Source organism: Marivirga arenosa (assembly GCF_030503895.2).
Taxonomy (GTDB): domain Bacteria; phylum Bacteroidota; class Bacteroidia; order Cytophagales; family Cyclobacteriaceae; genus Marivirga; species Marivirga arenosa.
This window is the reverse complement of sequence record NZ_CP129970.2, coordinates 1,014,982-1,031,746: the sequence shown is the minus strand read 5'-3', so window position 1 is coordinate 1,031,746 and position 16,765 is coordinate 1,014,982. Positions and strand designations below refer to the sequence as shown.

Here is a 16,765-nt window from a genome sequence, read left to right as displayed (position 1 = left end):
TTGTACTTATATCTCTGTACTTTTGATATCAAAGCGTTAAACTCCCAACAATAATCTAGTTGGATCTTCAAGTAATTCTTTTACTCTTACCAAGAAGCTTACTGACTCTTTTCCATCAATAATTCTGTGATCATAGCTTAAGGCTACATACATAATAGGCCTAATTTCCACTTGACCATTAATTGCAACTGGTCTTTCTACAATATTATGCATACCCAGAATTGCTGATTGAGGAGCGTTAATTATAGGAGTAGAAAGCATTGAGCCAAAAATACCACCATTAGTGATGGTGAAGGTACCTCCGCTCATTTCCTCTATGCTCAATTTACCGTCTCTAGCTTTTTTAGCTAGTCTTACTACTTCTCCTTCAATTTCATTGAAAGATAGTTTCTCTGCATTTCTAATTACAGGAACTACTAAACCTTTTGGAGATGATACAGCAATTGACATATCTACATAGTCCGAATATACCATTTCATTACCATCAATTTGAGCATTAACCGCTGGCCATTCTTTTAGAGCCATAGTACAAGCTTTTGTAAAGAATGACATAAAGCCTAAGCCTACTTCATATTTCTCTTTAAATTGCTCTTTGTATTTTTTACGTAAGTCCATGATTGGCTTCATATCCACCTCGTTAAAAGTGGTTAACATAGCCGTTTCATTCTTAACGCTTACCAATCTTCTTGCGACAGTCTTACGTAAGCTCGACATTTTCTCTCTGTTCTGAGCTCTAGCATCTGATGAAGCTGGAACACTTTGAGTTTCAATTTTGTCTTCAGCTTTATCTTTTTGAGGTGATGGTTTAGACTGCTGCTTTTCTGCATTTTCCGCATCTTCTTTTGTGATGCGACCGTCCTTACCCGTTCCTTTTATGTTTGCTGGATCAATACCTTTCTCCTTCAATATTTTTGCGGCAGCAGGAGAGGCATGTCCTGTTGCATAAGTTTCTTTTCCATCTTCCTGACCACTTGATGATGATTCACTTGAAGATGAACTACTTTCAGAAGAAGAGTCGCTAGGAGCACCTCCTTCAGTTACTTCGATTTTACAAATAGTAGCACCTATTTCGATGGTATCATCTTCCTGAGCAACAATTTTCAAGAATCCGTTAGCTTCTGCTGGTAATTCAAAAGTAGCTTTATCAGACTCTACTTCAGCGATTACTTCATCCATCTCTACATAATCACCATCAGACTTTAACCATGAACTAATGGTAACTTCTGTGATAGATTCTCCCACAGTAGGAACTACCATTTCATGAACTTCACCTGTCTTTTTAGGACCGCTGCCTGAAGAAGAATTACTACTATCAGATTTTGGTTCTGACTTTTCTTCTTCTTTCGATTCAGCCTTATCTTCTGATTTAGATCCCGAACCTTCAGCATTTTCATCAATCTCACAAATTACAGCCCCTACTTCGATGGTTTCATCTTCTTCAGCTTTTATTTTTAAAACGCCAGACACTTCAGCGGGTAGTTCGAATGTTGCTTTATCAGATTCTAATTCTGCTATAATTTCATCTTGTTCAACATAATCACCATCTTTCTTTAACCATGATGCTATGGTCACTTCAGTGATTGATTCGCCTACTTCAGGTACTTTTATTTCTAAACTCATGTTTTCTGAATTCTATCTTAAAAAATTTTATTTCTTATTATCTAAATCAAAAGCTTTTTCAACTAATGCTTCTTGTTCTGCCTTATGCACTTTTGCATATCCTGTAGCTGGAGATGCACTAGATTTTCTTGAAATCAACTGCAAGCCTGCTTTATTAGCAATAGTTCTTAGCATATAAGTCCAATATCCCATATTTGAAGGCTCTTCTTGTACCCAGAATATTTCAGGATCTTTGAATTTCTTCAATGCTTTATCGATTTGATTCATCGGGAATGGGTGTAGTTGCTCTATTCTTATGATGGCAACATCTTTACGTTTATCAGCTTGTTGCTTTTCTAAAAGGTCATAATATACTTTACCAGTACACAACAATACTCTTTTTACGTTTTTATTAGTTACATAATCATCTTCATAAATTTCTCTGAATTTACCATCAGTGAATTCTGATATTGGAGAAATTACTTTCGGATGACGTAGTAATGATTTTGGAGCAAATTGAACCAATGGTTTTCTAAACTCCCATTTTACCTGTCTTCTAAACATATGGAATAAGTTAGCAGGAGTAGTGATATTGGTTACCACTAAGTTTTCCTCTGCTGCTAATTGTAAGAACCTTTCAGGTCTAGCATTCGAGTGTTCAGGTCCTTGTCCTTCATAACCATGTGGTAATAACATCACAAGACCATTCATTCTCTGCCATTTACTTTCTGCTGAAGTGATGAATTGATCAATCATTACTTGAGCACCATTTGCAAAGTCACCAAACTGTGCTTCCCAAATAACTAATGCATTTGGAGTAGCCATGGCATAACCATATTCAAAACCTAATACGCCAAATTCTGATAATAAAGAGTTAAAGATTTTAAATTTCTGCTGTTGATTTTCCTCAATATGATCAAGATTGCAATAAGGTTCGTTTGTTTCTGCATCAAAAACATAAGAATGTCTGTGAGAGAAAGTTCCTCTTTTCACATCCTGACCAGACATTCTAACGATAGTATTTTCAGATAGTAAGGAACCATAAGCTAATAATTCTGCATCAGCCCAGTTTAACATTTTCTCATCAAAGAAATTCTTCTTTCTATCTTTAAATAATTTATCAATTTGCTTAAGAGGTTTGAAACCTTTTGGTAGACTAGTTAAAGCTTTTCCAATTTTGTCAACCAATTCTTGAGAGATAGAAGTGTCTGGAGATGCTAAAAAATCGTCAGATTTAGCTCTTCTTAGCTGTTTCCATTCTTCTTCTATTTTTTGAGGTTTATAAGGTAATGGCTTTTGTTTAACCTCATTCAATCGATCTTGAAGTTGCTTTTTGAAATCCTTTTCAAGTTTTTTGATTGAATCATTGTCTAAATCACCTCTTTCAGTCAATTTCTTTACATAAACCTCTCTAGGGTTGGCATGCTTCGCAATTTTATTGTAAAGTTTAGGCTGAGTAAATTTAGGTTCATCACTTTCATTATGTCCATGTCTTCTGTAGCATAATAAATCGATGAAGATATCTTTATGGAATTTTTGTCTATATTCAACTGCTAAATTTGCGGCAAAATTTACTGCTTCTGCATCATCGCCATTTACGTGTAATACAGGAGCATCAATCATTTTAGCAATATCTGTACAATAGATTGATGAACGTGCATCGTCATAATCAGTCGTAAAACCTACTTGATTATTGATTACTAAATGGATGGTTCCTCCAGTAGAATAACCTTCCAATAATGACATTTGAGTAGTTTCATAAACTATTCCTTGTCCGGCAACAGCTGCATCTCCATGGATTAAAATTGGAACTGCTGCATCTGCATTGTCATTGTATTCGTCATCAATTTGTGCTCGAGTGTATCCTAAAACAACGGAATTTACAGCTTCAAGGTGAGAAGGGTTAGGTGTTAATTTAACATAAGTTTTTTTGCCACTTGTAGTTTCTAAATGACTTGAATACCCCATATGATATTTTACATCTCCATCTCCCATAGTAAGATCAGGATCTGTGTTTCCTTCAAACTCCGCGAAAATTTGCTCGTAGGTTTTATTCATAATGTTAGCTAAAACATTTAACCTACCTCTGTGAGCCATCCCGATTACTACCTCTTTCGTACCCAATTCAGAAGATCTATTAATAACTTTATCTAAAAATGGGATGGTGTTCTCTCCACCTTCAAGTGAGAATCTTTTCTGACCTAAGAATTTTGTATGCAGGAAGTTTTCAAAGACAACTGCTTCATTTAGTTTTGATAAAATTCTTTTCTTTTCTTCTAATTGAGGCTGATAGTCACCTTTTGATTTTTCAGCTTTATCAATAAACCAATCCACGATTTTTGGATCACGTATATGCATATATTCGAACCCTATGGAACCAATATATATTTTATCTAAGGCATCAACTATTTCTTTTAAGCTAGCTTTACCGATTCCTATTTCTTGTCCAATTGAGAATTTCTCGTTCAAATCCTCCTTTTTAAGGTCGAATTCTTCTAAGCTTATTCTAGCATCATGCGGTCTTCTTTCTCTAACCGGATTGGTTTTAGATTTCAAATGACCTCTCATTCTGTATGCCTGTATCAGATTACGAACATGAGTTTCTTTTGAAGAGACCTTTAAATCTGTAGCTTCGCCATTTCCACCAAAATCTTGTTGAGAAAATTCAAAACCTTCAAAGAACTTTTGCCATGAATCATCTACTGATTCAGGATCATTTTTATATGATTGATAAAGTTCCTCGATATAATTGCCATGTGCATTGGCTATATAGGTGTATTTATCCATTATGGAATTGTTTTATTTATTGATAAGCAAATATAAACACTTATGAAAAACTATTAAAATTGCTTATGCGATTAAGCGGAATCAATTGATTTTCAAATATGTTGGCACTAATAACGGTCTTAATACACTTGGTGTTTTAAAAATTGGCAATTACTTAATGTAGATCTAGATTGTGCAAAGTTTTAATAGGCAATAGGCTTTGGTCGTTTATAATTAGTAGTCATTTCAAAAGACTTTAAAAGAGTTAATATTATCTATATTTTGAATATTTTGGTATCGCGAACTGTGATTTAGGAATGGATTTGCAGTAATTTATTGTTTTAATGTAATCAGGAAAGACTCAAACTTAGATTTTTTCATCGTAAATGAATCGATCGAAAAGCTTAGAGGATGGGGTAGAAGCTGATTCAAAGGATTTTGAAAGCACTAATTTTATTTGAGAATTTTAGCATAAACTCATTAACTTATTGATTATTAAGTTTCTACAGATTATAACTAATTTTTAAAAATTACTAAACTTGTGTTTCTTTTCAGAAAATTATATACCTTTGCACTCCAAATATAAAAGAGGGACGTGATCCTTCGTAATTGCTAAAATAAAATAGAAAATGGCAGTAAAAATTAGATTGGCCAGAAGAGGCCGTAAAAAACTGGCGATATACGATGTAGTCGTAGCTGACGCCCGTGCACCACGTGATGGTCGCTTTATTGAAAAAATAGGTACTTATAACCCAAATACGCCTGTTGCAGCTATCGAGCTTGACAATGACAAGGCTTTTCAGTGGTTAATGAATGGTGCTCAGCCTACTGATACAGTTAGAGCTATGTTATCATACCGTGGATTGCTTTATAAAAAGCATTTACAAATTGGTGTGATAAAAGGTGCTTTAACTCAAGAAGAAGCTGACAAAAAACTAGAGGCTTGGTTAAAGGATAAACAAGCTGCTATTGAAGGAAAAGAAAAATCTATTGCTGATAAAACAGCAGCTGAGAAGAAAGCAAGATTAGAAGCAGAAGCTAAAGTTAATGAGGCAAGAGCGGAAGCAATCCGTAAGCGTCAAGAAGAAGCTGAGGCTGAAGCGAAAGCTGCTGAAGCTCCAGCAGAGGAGGCAACTGAAGAAGCACCGGCTGATGAGGCTGCTACTGAAGAGGCTCCAAAAGCTGAAGCATCTGAAGAAAACTCAGAAGAGAAAAAAGAAGATTAAAATAATTTCCCCATGAAGCTTGACCAATGCTTTCAGTTAGGTATGGTATTGAAGCCTCATGGTTTAAAAGGAGAATTATATATCTCTTTGGATACTGATTATCCAGAGGATTATGCGGAAATGGAATCAGTCTTTCTATCACAAAATGGAAAGTTGGTTCCATTTTTTATTGAGCGTATTCAATTAAAAAATAAAGAAGCCTTAGTAAAGTTTGATGATATTGACAGCAAGGAATCAGCCTTAAATTTAAGAGGATCAACGCTTCATTTGCCACTAACACAATTACCTGAATTAACTGGCAATCAATTTTATTTTCATGAGATTGATGGATTTAAGGTTTTCGATGTACAGAAAGGTGAGTTAGGGATTGTTAAGGAGGTGTTTGAAGCAGGTCATCAAGATTTAATAGGTATGGAATATCAGGGGAAAGAAGTTTTGATCCCTATTAATGATGATGTAATTCTTAATGTCAATAGAGAAGAATCAAGCATAGAAGTGAATTTGCCTGAAGGTTTACTAGAGTTATATTTAGAAGAAAATGAGGATTGATATAATCACTTGCTTGCCCAAATTATTAGAGGGTCCATTTTCTGATAGTATACTTAAAAGAGCTCAAGAAAAAGGATTAGCTGAAATTTATGTGCATGATTTAAGACAATATTCAACCCATAAGCAGAGAAGTATTGACGATTATGCTTATGGTGGTGGAGCAGGAATGGTTTTGCAAATTGAGCCTATTGCTGCTGCCATTGATGACCTTAAATCTCAACATGCGTATGATGAGATAATCTATATGAGTCCTGATGGTGAACAGTTTAGTCAACCTATCGCTAATGAGTTAGCCTTAAAAGGCAACTTACTTATATTGTGTGGTCACTATAAAGGAGTTGATGAGCGTGTAAGAGAGCATTATATTACTCGTGAAATTAGTATTGGCGATTATGTGATTTCTGGAGGGGAGTTAGCTGCAGCGGTAGTAACTGATGCGGTGATCAGGTTGATTCCTGGAGTACTATCAGATGAAACCTCAGCCTTAACAGATTCCTATCAGGATGGATTATTAGCACCGCCAGTGTACAGTAGACCAGCGGAATTTAAAGGATTGAAAGTTCCAGATGTGCTTCTTTCCGGCCATGCTGCCAACATTGAAAAGTGGCGTTTTGAGCAAGCTGTAAAAAGAACTGAGGAACGAAGGCCAGATTTATTGAAAAAAGAATAAAAAAATATTAATATGGGATGCAAAGAATAAAATTATCCTTATATTTGCACTCCATTTTTCGGGATATAGAACCGAAACCATTATCGGAAAAAAGAAAGAGCCATGAGCGATTTGATCAAAGAAATTGAAAAAGAATATCACGAAGCAGTAAGCAAGTTTCCTGAATTTAAAGCAGGGGACACAGTGAATGTTCACGTAAGAATTAAAGAAGGAAATAAAGAGCGTATTCAGCAATACCAAGGAACTGTAATTCAAAAAAGAGGTTCTGGTAACTCTGTTACTTTCACTGTAAGAAAAATTTCTAGTGGAATTGGTGTTGAAAGAATTTTTCCTTTAATCTCTCCTGCTATCGATAAAATCGAAGTGGTAAGAAGAGGTTCAGTTAGAAGAGCAAAATTATACTACTTAAGAGGTAGAAAGGGTAAATCTGCTAGAATTAAAGAAAAAATCTAAGGATTTACATTCAACATACAAGAGGCGATTATGGAAACATAATCGCCTTTTTTTTTCGATTAGGATCATATTTAAAACGATTAAGTGAATAAATTCTTAGATTTATTCTATTTTTACACTGATGTTTGCTAAGTTTTATCAATACATAAGAGCCTTCAGTTTAGATGTGGTTGCAGGTGCTGTAATCAGCGCTCGATGGATTGGAAATTACTTTAATGCAGATATCCCTACCGAAGCAATTTTAGCCCTTGGTCTCACTGTGTGGCTAATTTATACTATTGATCATTTGTTGGATGCCAGAAAGCTCAAATCGAAAGACGTATTCCTACGACATGCTATTCATCATAAAAATGCTCCGTATATTTTTGGCTTAATTGCGGTGGTAACTATGGTTTTAATTTTTATTTTACAAAGTTTAAAACCCTATCTAATTGGCTATGGATTAGCTTTAGGATTTGTAGTCTTTTGCTATTTGATTTATGTTCATTTCATTCAAAAAACTGCAATCTGGGCAAAAGAATGGTTCATTGCACTAGTTTACGCTTCAGGTATATGCCTTCCTACCTTTTCTTATATACAAGAAATCCCGCTTATCTTAATTTACTTTTGGTTGCAGCTTTTTATTCTGGCAAGTATTAATTTGATACTGTTTAATATGATTGAGTATAAAACGGATAAGCAAAATGGTTTTAACTCATTTGCTACCATTAAAGGAGCTGATTTTTCAAGAAGAGTCATTTTATTTTTATTGTTTGCTTTTGTCCTCATTTGGTCATCATCCTTTTTATTATTTAAAGCGGAGGAGCTTTTAGATTACCAAGCGATGTTTATTTTCATGGCATCCGTATTAGCAATGGTGTTAAGTAAGGAGATTGTTCTACGACAAGAAGAATGGTATAGGGTAATAGGTGATATAGTTTTTGTATTACCAATATTAGAAATTCTTTTAATCGATGGCTAATTTCAATCGCATTGCTGGGATTTATGATGCTTTGAAAAAAATAGTTTTCAAAGATCAACTAGAAAATGCAGCTCAACACTTCTTGAAGGATATATCTCAAAATAGCTCGATTATAATAATAGGTGGGGGCAGCGGGCAATTATTAAAGTGCTTTGATAATACTCACAAAATAAGCTATGTTGAGCTGTCATCTAAAATGATTGAAAAAGCTAAAAAGGTAAGAACTAATGCTGAAGTTAAATTTATTAATGCAGATATTTTAAATTTTCATTCTATTCAGCATTATGACTACGTTATCACTCCTTTTATACTAGATTGCTTTAAAGAAAATGAGTTACATATTATATTCTCAAAGATTGAAGCTATTAATCATACAGCTACAGTCTGGATTCATACAGATTTTTACCCCAAAAAGATATGGCAAAAAGTTTTAGTGAAGCTAATGTATTGGTTTTTTAATTTGGCCACAGGTTTAAGCACATCAAAACTACCCGATTTTGATACCATTTTTAAAAAGCATGATTTTATTTTGAAATCAAAAGCCTCTTTTTTCCATTCTATGATAGAATCCAAAATTTATCAAAAGATTGAATGACGAACTCCTTTCGATTTCGGAATTATCATCTTAATTTTGCCCAATTTATTTAGCCCAACACAAATAAAAATCTCATGCCTAAAGACAACAGCATCAAGTCAGTTCTTATCATCGGTTCAGGTCCTATTATCATTGGTCAAGCTTGCGAATTCGATTACTCCGGTTCTCAAGCATCAAGATCTCTAAGAGAGGAGGGAATAGAAGTAACCTTAATTAACTCCAATCCGGCAACTATTATGACGGATGAGGTTACAGCAGATAATATTTACCTTAAACCGCTTACTAAGAAATCAATAGTTGAAATTCTTGAAAAGCATGATATTGATGCAGTATTGCCCACTATGGGAGGTCAAACTGCCTTAAACCTCGCTATAGAATGTGATAAATCAGGGGTTTGGAAAAAATACGGAGTAAAAATGTTAGGTGTTGATGTGGATGCCATTGACACTACTGAAAATAGAGAGTTGTTCCGTTTGAAGATGGAAGAGCTTGGTGTAGGAGTTTGTAGAGGAGAGACTGCTACTTCTTTCTTACAAGGAAAAGAAATCGCACAGAAAATAGGCTTTCCATTAGTATTAAGATCATCTTTTACGCTTGGTGGATTAGGTGGGGCTATTGTAAAAGATCCCGCAGAATTTGATAACGCTCTTAAAGATGGTTTACACGCCTCTCCAATACATGAAGTCCTAATTGAACAGAGTATTTTAGGTTGGAAAGAATATGAATTAGAAATTCTAAGAGATAATATTGGGAATGTAATTGTGATATGTTCGGTAGAGAATTTCGATCCCATGGGAATTCATACTGGTGATTCCATTACGGTTGCACCTGCTCAAACTTTACCTGATACAGTTTTCCAAGAAATGAGAAACCTTGCCATCAAAATGATTAAAGGCATAGGTAATTTTGCTGGAGGGTGTAATGTACAGTTTGCTGTTAATCCTGAAAATGATGATATAATCGGTATTGAAATTAATCCTAGGGTTTCAAGATCATCGGCTTTGGCTTCAAAAGCAACTGGTTATCCAATTGCAAAAATTGCGGCTAAATTGGCAATCGGTTATGATTTACATGAATTAAAAAATCAAATTACAAAAAATACTTCTGCATTTTTTGAGCCATCATTAGACTATGTGATCGTGAAAGTGCCAAGATGGAACTTTGATAAATTCCCTGGCTCTGATAGAAGATTAGGTTTTTCGATGAAATCAGTAGGGGAAACTATGGGGATTGGAAGGAATTTCCAAGAGGCCCTACAAAAAGCTTGTCAGTCTTTAGAGATAAAAAGAAATGGACTGGGAGCCGATGGGAAAGAATTAAGAAAGCAGGATGAAATCCTTTACAGTTTAGAAAATCCTAGTTGGAATAGATTATTCCATATTTATGATGCCTTTAAATTGGGAATCCCTTTCAAAACAATACAAAAACTTACCAAAATTGACAAATGGTTCTTAGAGCAAATTGAGGAGCTATTAGTGCTTGAGAAAGAGGTTGAGAAATATCATATAGAAAACCTTCCGAAAGAGTTGATGCTCGAAGTGAAGCAGAAGGGCTATGCTGACAGACAAATTGCCCATTTAGTAAGATGTCTTGAAAGTGAAGTCTATAAGAAGAGAGAAGAAATGGGAATCAAGCGAGTTTATAAATTGGTTGATACTTGTGCTGCTGAATTTGAGGCTCAAACACCATATTACTACTCAACTTTTCAGGAAGAGAATGAATCTGAATCCAGCGATAAAAAGAAAATCATCATTTTAGGTTCTGGACCAAATAGAATTGGTCAGGGAATTGAATTCGATTATTCATGTGTTCATGGTGTATTGGCCGCTAAAGAATGCGGTTATGAAACTATCATGATCAACTGTAATCCTGAAACGGTTTCTACTGATTTTGATACTGCTGATAAATTATATTTCGAACCTGTATTCTGGGAACATATTTATGACATTATCCTTCATGAAAAGCCTGAAGGTGTAATTGTTCAATTAGGAGGTCAAACAGCTCTTAAATTAGCTGAAAAACTAAACCGTTATGGTATCAAAATCATAGGGACTTCTTATGAAGCTTTAGATCTAGCAGAAGATAGAGGTTCATTCTCTAAGTTGTTAGCTGATAATGATATTCCGTATCCTAAATTCACCGTAGTGGAAGATGCAGATAATGCTCTTGAGGTTTCTAAGGATATTGGGTTTCCTATGCTCGTAAGGCCATCATACGTATTGGGTGGACAAGGAATGAAGATTGTGATCAATGAGCAGGAGTTGGAAGAACATGTTGTAGATGTTTTAAGAGACATTCCAGGTAATAAAGTATTGTTAGATCATTTCTTGGATGGTGCTATTGAAGCGGAAGCTGATGCAATTTGTGATGGTGAAGATGTTTACATCATTGGGATAATGCAACATGTGGAACCGGCCGGGATTCACTCTGGTGATTCATATGCTGTATTGCCTCCTTATAATTTGGGAGATTTAATTATCACACAAATTGAAAATTACACTAAAAAGATTGCCTTAGCACTAGAGACTAAAGGTTTGATCAATATTCAGTTTGCAATTAAGAATGATACAGTTTATATAATTGAGGCAAATCCGAGAGCTTCCAGAACCGTTCCATTTATTTGCAAGGCTTATAATGAGCCTTATGTAAATTATGCTACTAAGGTGATGTTGGGTGAAAAGAAAGTGAAAGACTTTAAATTTAATCCAACGAAGAAAGGATATGCTATTAAAGAGCCAATATTCTCCTTCAATAAATTCCCGAATGTGAATAAGGAATTAGGTCCAGAAATGAAATCAACCGGGGAATCAATCTATTTTATTGATGATTTAATGGATGATTATTTCCTTAAAATTGTATCAGAACGAAACCTTTACTTAAGTAGATAGTAAATATTAATAGCAAATTCCTTTGGTTTAGCAGGAACCTTAGCTAAAGGAATTTGTTGTTTTTTATAGTAGTGAACTAATATTGGCAATAGCCTTAGAAAAAGAAATATGTTTAAGTTTTTATTAATTCTCTTTTTAATTGGATACTTATTTTTCAAGATAGGAGGATTTATATTCAGATTATTTTTAGGAAGAACAGCAAAAGCTGCCCAACAAAGACAATATCAACAAAACAATAAAGGAAGAACCACTAAAGATGGAGTTCATATAGATCATATCCCTAACCAAAAGGGTAAAAGATCCGGAGGTAATTTTAAGGGTGGTGAATATGTAGATTACGAAGAAGTATAATTACTGAGCAAATACTTTTCTTCCTGACCAAATAAAAGCGATGGTAAGCCCTGCAATAATATGCCATATTCCCCACCAACCTGCAATTATCGCCATTCCACCTATACCATCAAAAAAGTTGAAAATTAAAACAAGGCCAAGACCTGAATTTTGTATTCCGGTTTCAATAGAAATGGCCTTTCTTTCTTTTTCTTCTAATCCACTTAATTTCCCCATCCAATAGCCACTTAAGAATGCTAAGCCATTGTGGAATAAAACAATTACAAAAATGATGTGAATGAATTCAATGAAATAATTGGCGTTTTTCATAAAAGCAATTACAACAAAAGCAGCAAAGATAACAATTGAAAGGATGTTCACGGGCTTTCTGATTTTGTTTGCAATCTGAGGTTTATATTTAGCAAAGCTAACTCCTAATACCACAGGTATTAAAATCAGATATAAAATGGTTGAAAACATATCCCATACATTAAGGGAAATGCTGCTCTTTAAACTTTCAGCACTTGATACAAATGATGACCAAAAAGCAAAGCTAAATGGTGTCATGAAAATAGCAGCTGAAGTGGTTAATGCTGTTAAACTAACAGATAATGCTGCATCGCCCCCAGCTAATTTGCTGATAAAATTACTAATATTACCGCCAGGACAACAGGCTACCAGAATCATTCCTAGTGCCATACTAGGGCTTGGCTCAAAAATAAAAATAAGGATTAACGTTATGATGGGTAAGATAACCCACTGAGAAATCAGCCCAACTAATGATGCTTTAGGGTTTAAAAGAACTCTTTTAAAATCTTCCACTCTCAAGTCTAGTGCAACACCAAACATGATAAAGCCCAACAAAAAATTTAACAACAATAAGCTTTCGCTATTGAAATTAAGCGTTACTTCATCCATATTCATAAAGCGAATATATGAAAATTTATAATGCTGACCTTGAAAAAATCATCGCTTTCAAGCTTTCAATTCTGCCTTGAGGAATTTACCAGTATAGCTATTTTTTAATTTTATAATTTTTTCTGGTGTACCTGTGAATACAATATTTCCACCGCCAGTTCCACCTTCAGGCCCTAAATCAATTAGATAATCAGCCACTTTTATCACATCCATATTATGTTCAATAACTAGAACAGTATTTCCCTTATCAACCAGTTTTTGCAAAACTGTTAAAAGGTGCTCAATATCTTGGAAATGCAGACCTGTTGTCGGTTCATCTAAAATATAGAATGTATTTCCAGTATCTTTTTTCGATAGTTCAGTGGCTAATTTTACTCTTTGAGCTTCACCCCCTGAAAGAGTAGTAGCATGTTGGCCAAGCGTAATATATCCTAAACCAACTTCTGATAATGTCTTTATTTTTCTTAAGATTTTAGGTTGATTAGTAAAAAACTCAACTGCTTGTTCAACCGTCATATCTAATACATCCGAAATAGATTTCCCCTTAAATCGAACTTCTAAGGTTTCCCTATTATATCTTTTGCCTTTACAGGTTTCGCAAGGAACGTGAACATCCGGCAAGAAGTCCATTTCAATTAGTTTCATTCCTGCTCCTTCACAGGTTTCACATCTTCCTCCTTTTACGTTAAATGAGAACCTACCCGGTTTGTAACCTCTAATTTTAGCTTCAGGAAGATTACTAAATAATGCTCTTATGTCAGTAAAAACTCCAGTATAGGTAGCCGGATTTGACCTTGGGGTTCTACCTATAGGAGACTGATCTACTTCAATTACTTTGTCTAAGTGCTCTAATCCTTTAATAGAATCATGTTCCATCGGATCTTTTTTAGATCGATAGAATTTCTGATTCAAAATAGGATAGAGGGTATCATGGATCAGAGTAGATTTACCACTACCAGAAACACCCGTAACACACATCATGGTCCCTAGAGGGAAGTCTACATTAACATTTTTAAGATTATTTCCTTTGGCCCCTTTTAATTGAAGTTTCTTGCCATTTCCTTTTCTTCTTTCCTTTGGGATTTCAATGGCTAATTCTTCTTTTAGGTATTTAGCGGTTTTACTGTTTTGTTTTAAGAATTCTTCAGGATTACCTGCTGCAACAATCTTTCCGCCATGTCTGCCGGCTCCTGGCCCAATGTCTAATATAAAGTCTGATGCCAGCATCATATCTTTATCATGTTCGACTACCATAACAGTGTTCCCTAGGTCTCTTAGGTCTTGCAGAGCGGCTATAAGCTTTGTATTATCTCTCTGGTGTAATCCAATACTGGGTTCGTCTAAAATATAAAGAACGCCTACTAATTGAGTTCCTATTTGTGTGGCAAGTCTTATTCTTTGTGCTTCTCCACCCGAGAGTGTTTTTAAAGGTCGGTCTAAGGATAAATAGTCTAGTCCTACATCAAGCATAAAACCTAATCGCTTCCTAATTTCTTTTAATACCTCAGCTCCAATAAGGTTTTGTTTTTCTGATAATCTACTTTCAATCCCTTCAAACCAATTCCCTAAATCTCCAATGCTCATCAATGCTAATTCGGAGATGTTTTTACCATCAATCAGAAAGTGTAGTGATTCTTTTTTTAGCCTAAGTCCATTACAGTCAGGACATTTCTGAATGACTGTATACTCTTCAAGCCAGTCACGCATTTTATCTGTCCCACTTTCCTGCTGCTTTTGGAGAAACTTAATAATTCCTTCGAAACTAGTACTCCATTTTGTACCTGGATATTTTTTAGAATTAACCTCAACCTTCATTTTACTCCCATAGAGTAGAATATTTAATACTTCTTCTGGAAATTTCTCAATTGGGGTGCTAAGGTTTACATCCGTATTCTTTAATAGAGCATCTACCTTTTTAAAGATCCATATATCCCTATATTCACCTAGAGGAGCTATTCCACCCCTGCTAATGCTCAATTTAGGATTAGGGATTACGGTTTCTTTTGTAATGTTTTCTAATTCTCCTAAACCTTTACAAGTCGGACAGGCTCCATAAGGTGAGTTAAATGAAAAACTATTAGGAGCAGGTTCGTCATAAGCTAAACCAGTTTCAGGGTCCATCAAGTTTTGAGAGAAATGATGAACATTACCATCAGTATCTCTCACCATCATGATACCATTACCGTGCTTTAAGGCTGTTTTTACAGATTGAGTAATACGATATTTATCTTTTTCATCTACAACTATACGGTCAACCACTATCTCGATATCATGAGTTTTGTATCGGTCAACCTGCATACGAGCATCGATTTCTAGAATCACTCCGTCCACACGGGCTTTTGTAAAGCCCATCTTTCTAATTTGTTGAAAGAGTTCTCTGTAATGACCTTTTCGCCCTTTTACAACTGGAGCTAGTATGCTAAGTTTTGCATCAGGGAATTCACTTATTAGATGTTCAATAATTTGATCTTCAGTCTGGCGCTGCATTTTCTTGCCAGTTTTGTAAGAAATGGCTTCACCAGCTCTTGCATATAAAACCCTCAAGAAATCATAAATTTCGGTTAGGGTGCCGACAGTCGATCTTGGGTTTTTAGAGGTGGTTTTTTGTTCTATTGAAATAACGGGGGATAGTCCATTAATTTTGTCAACATCTGGTCTTTCCATATTCCCAATAAAAGAACGGGCATAGGCAGAAAAGCTTTCCATGTACCGTCTTTGCCCCTCCGCATAAATTGTGTCAAAAGCTAAGCTTGATTTGCCACTACCGCTAATACCTGTAACTACCACAAGTTTATCTCGAGGTATCGAAATGTCTATATTCTTTAAATTATGCTCTCTGGCACCAATTACTTCAATAAACTCTTCCTGACTCGCTATAGTAGCGTTTTGTGTATTGTTTTTGGCTTCTTTTGTTAAACTCATCCTCTAAATTTCTAACCTGCTAATTTACAAAATAGCATAGAGGATTGTTTCGTTTTAGGAAAGATAAATTCTAATTAGATTTTTTGATCCCTCTATAAATAAATATCCAGCCTAAAATAAAATAAGGAATACTGAGCCATTGCCCCATATTTAATGTCATATCCGCTTCGAATGCAGATTGATCAGCTTTCACAAATTCAATGAAAAAACGAGCTATGAATACTAATACAAGCATTAAACCAAATACAAATCCGTTTTTAAATTTCTGCTTTTTGTCTACCCAAAATAGAATTCCAAATATTAGGAGATAGGATAGGGCTTCATATAATTGTGCTGGATGTCGGGGAATGTTATCTATCTGTTTAAAGACAAATGCCCAACTTACATTCGTGGCCTTACCAATAATTTCAGAATTCATTAAATTACCTAATCTTATTGAAGCCCCAGCTAATGGAACGACTAGTGCAATAGTATCTATCATCCATATTTTGCTGAGTTTATTTTGCCAGGAGAAAATAATAAGTGCTATAATAACTCCAGCTCCACCGCCATGACTAGCTAAGCCTTGATATCCAATAAACTCAAAAGTAGGGGAGAATCGAAAAGGAAGTAGAATTTCTGAAAGATGGTTTTGATAATATTCCCAATCATAAAATATGCAATGCCCCAACCGAGCTCCTATCACTGTTCCGATTACTAAATAAACAGCTAAATTATCTAGTAGCTTAGTATCAACATTATCTCTTTTAAAGCGCCATTTTACGAATTGATAGCCTAAAACAAATCCTATTCCAAAAAGAATGGAATACCATCTTAATTGATAGAAACCAAAATCAAATAATATTCCATCAGGATTCCAGATAATGTAGTTGAGCATAATATGTATGT

The 16,765-nt window shown here is 34.9% G+C and carries 13 protein-coding genes; 8 read left to right on the top strand and 5 right to left on the bottom strand.

The window, feature by feature from the left end; all coding sequences use genetic code 11:
* Positions 1–36: 36 nt before the first annotated feature.
* Together odhB and QYS48_RS04505 are read right to left on the bottom strand one after the other, a co-directional pair.
* On the bottom strand, positions 37–1,620 hold the full coding sequence (gene odhB, locus QYS48_RS04510) for a 2-oxoglutarate dehydrogenase complex dihydrolipoyllysine-residue succinyltransferase (protein WP_308357695.1): 1,584 nt from the start codon (positions 1,618–1,620) through the stop codon (positions 37–39).
* Between the two features lie 27 nt (positions 1,621–1,647).
* Entirely contained in the window at positions 1,648–4,386 is a 2,739-nt protein-coding gene (locus tag QYS48_RS04505; protein ID WP_308357694.1) for a 2-oxoglutarate dehydrogenase E1 component, read from the bottom strand.
* Positions 4,387–4,994: 608 nt separating this feature from the next.
* On the opposite strand from QYS48_RS04505, the gene QYS48_RS04500 reads away from it, so the two are divergent.
* The 8 genes from QYS48_RS04500 (at position 4,995) to QYS48_RS04465 (ending at position 12,058) form a co-directional block, all read left to right on the top strand.
* Positions 4,995–5,591: a 30S ribosomal protein S16 gene (locus tag QYS48_RS04500; protein ID WP_308357693.1), complete on the top strand. Its 597-nt coding sequence runs from the start codon at positions 4,995–4,997 to the stop codon at positions 5,589–5,591.
* Between the two features lie 12 nt (positions 5,592–5,603).
* The gene (gene rimM, locus QYS48_RS04495) at positions 5,604–6,140 is read left to right on the top strand and encodes a ribosome maturation factor RimM (protein ID WP_308357692.1); all 537 of its coding nucleotides are present in this window, start codon (positions 5,604–5,606) and stop codon (positions 6,138–6,140) included.
* Positions 6,130–6,810, top strand: coding sequence for a tRNA (guanosine(37)-N1)-methyltransferase TrmD (gene trmD, locus QYS48_RS04490; protein ID WP_302103430.1), 681 nt, complete (start codon positions 6,130–6,132; stop codon positions 6,808–6,810). The genes rimM and trmD overlap by 11 nt, the downstream gene beginning before the upstream one ends.
* A gap of 102 nt (positions 6,811–6,912) precedes the next feature.
* A complete protein-coding gene (gene rplS / locus QYS48_RS04485) occupies positions 6,913–7,263 on the top strand; it encodes a 50S ribosomal protein L19 (RefSeq protein WP_308357691.1) in 351 nt (116 codons plus the stop codon).
* Between the two features lie 121 nt (positions 7,264–7,384).
* Positions 7,385–8,224 carry a hypothetical protein gene (locus QYS48_RS04480; protein WP_302103431.1) on the top strand — a complete coding sequence of 280 codons (840 nt, stop codon included), beginning with the start codon at positions 7,385–7,387 and terminating at the stop codon, positions 8,222–8,224.
* Positions 8,217–8,819, top strand: a complete 603-nt coding sequence (locus QYS48_RS04475) for a class I SAM-dependent methyltransferase (protein ID WP_308357690.1) — start codon at positions 8,217–8,219, stop codon at positions 8,817–8,819. The genes QYS48_RS04480 and QYS48_RS04475 overlap by 8 nt, the downstream gene beginning before the upstream one ends.
* 74 nt (positions 8,820–8,893) lie before the next feature.
* Positions 8,894–11,707 (top strand): carbamoyl-phosphate synthase large subunit, encoded by a 2,814-nt coding sequence (carB, locus tag QYS48_RS04470; RefSeq protein ID WP_308357689.1) that lies wholly within the window; start codon positions 8,894–8,896, stop codon positions 11,705–11,707.
* Positions 11,708–11,815: 108 nt separating this feature from the next.
* Positions 11,816–12,058, top strand: coding sequence for a DUF4834 domain-containing protein (locus QYS48_RS04465; protein WP_302103433.1), 243 nt, complete (start codon positions 11,816–11,818; stop codon positions 12,056–12,058).
* Here the strand turns inward: QYS48_RS04465 and QYS48_RS04460 are convergent, their stop codons facing one another.
* From QYS48_RS04460 to lgt, 3 genes are all read right to left on the bottom strand, one after another.
* Complete coding sequence (locus tag QYS48_RS04460) at positions 12,059–12,955, bottom strand: bile acid:sodium symporter family protein (RefSeq protein ID WP_308357688.1); 897 nt, start codon at positions 12,953–12,955, stop codon at positions 12,059–12,061. It abuts the gene before it with no gap.
* Between the two features lie 57 nt (positions 12,956–13,012).
* The gene (uvrA, locus tag QYS48_RS04455) at positions 13,013–15,877 is read right to left on the bottom strand and encodes an excinuclease ABC subunit UvrA (RefSeq protein ID WP_308357687.1); all 2,865 of its coding nucleotides are present in this window, start codon (positions 15,875–15,877) and stop codon (positions 13,013–13,015) included.
* A 70-nt stretch (positions 15,878–15,947) separates the two neighbouring features.
* Positions 15,948–16,754: a prolipoprotein diacylglyceryl transferase gene (lgt, locus tag QYS48_RS04450; protein WP_308357686.1), complete on the bottom strand. Its 807-nt coding sequence runs from the start codon at positions 16,752–16,754 to the stop codon at positions 15,948–15,950.
* Between the last annotated feature and the right edge of the window lie 11 nt (positions 16,755–16,765).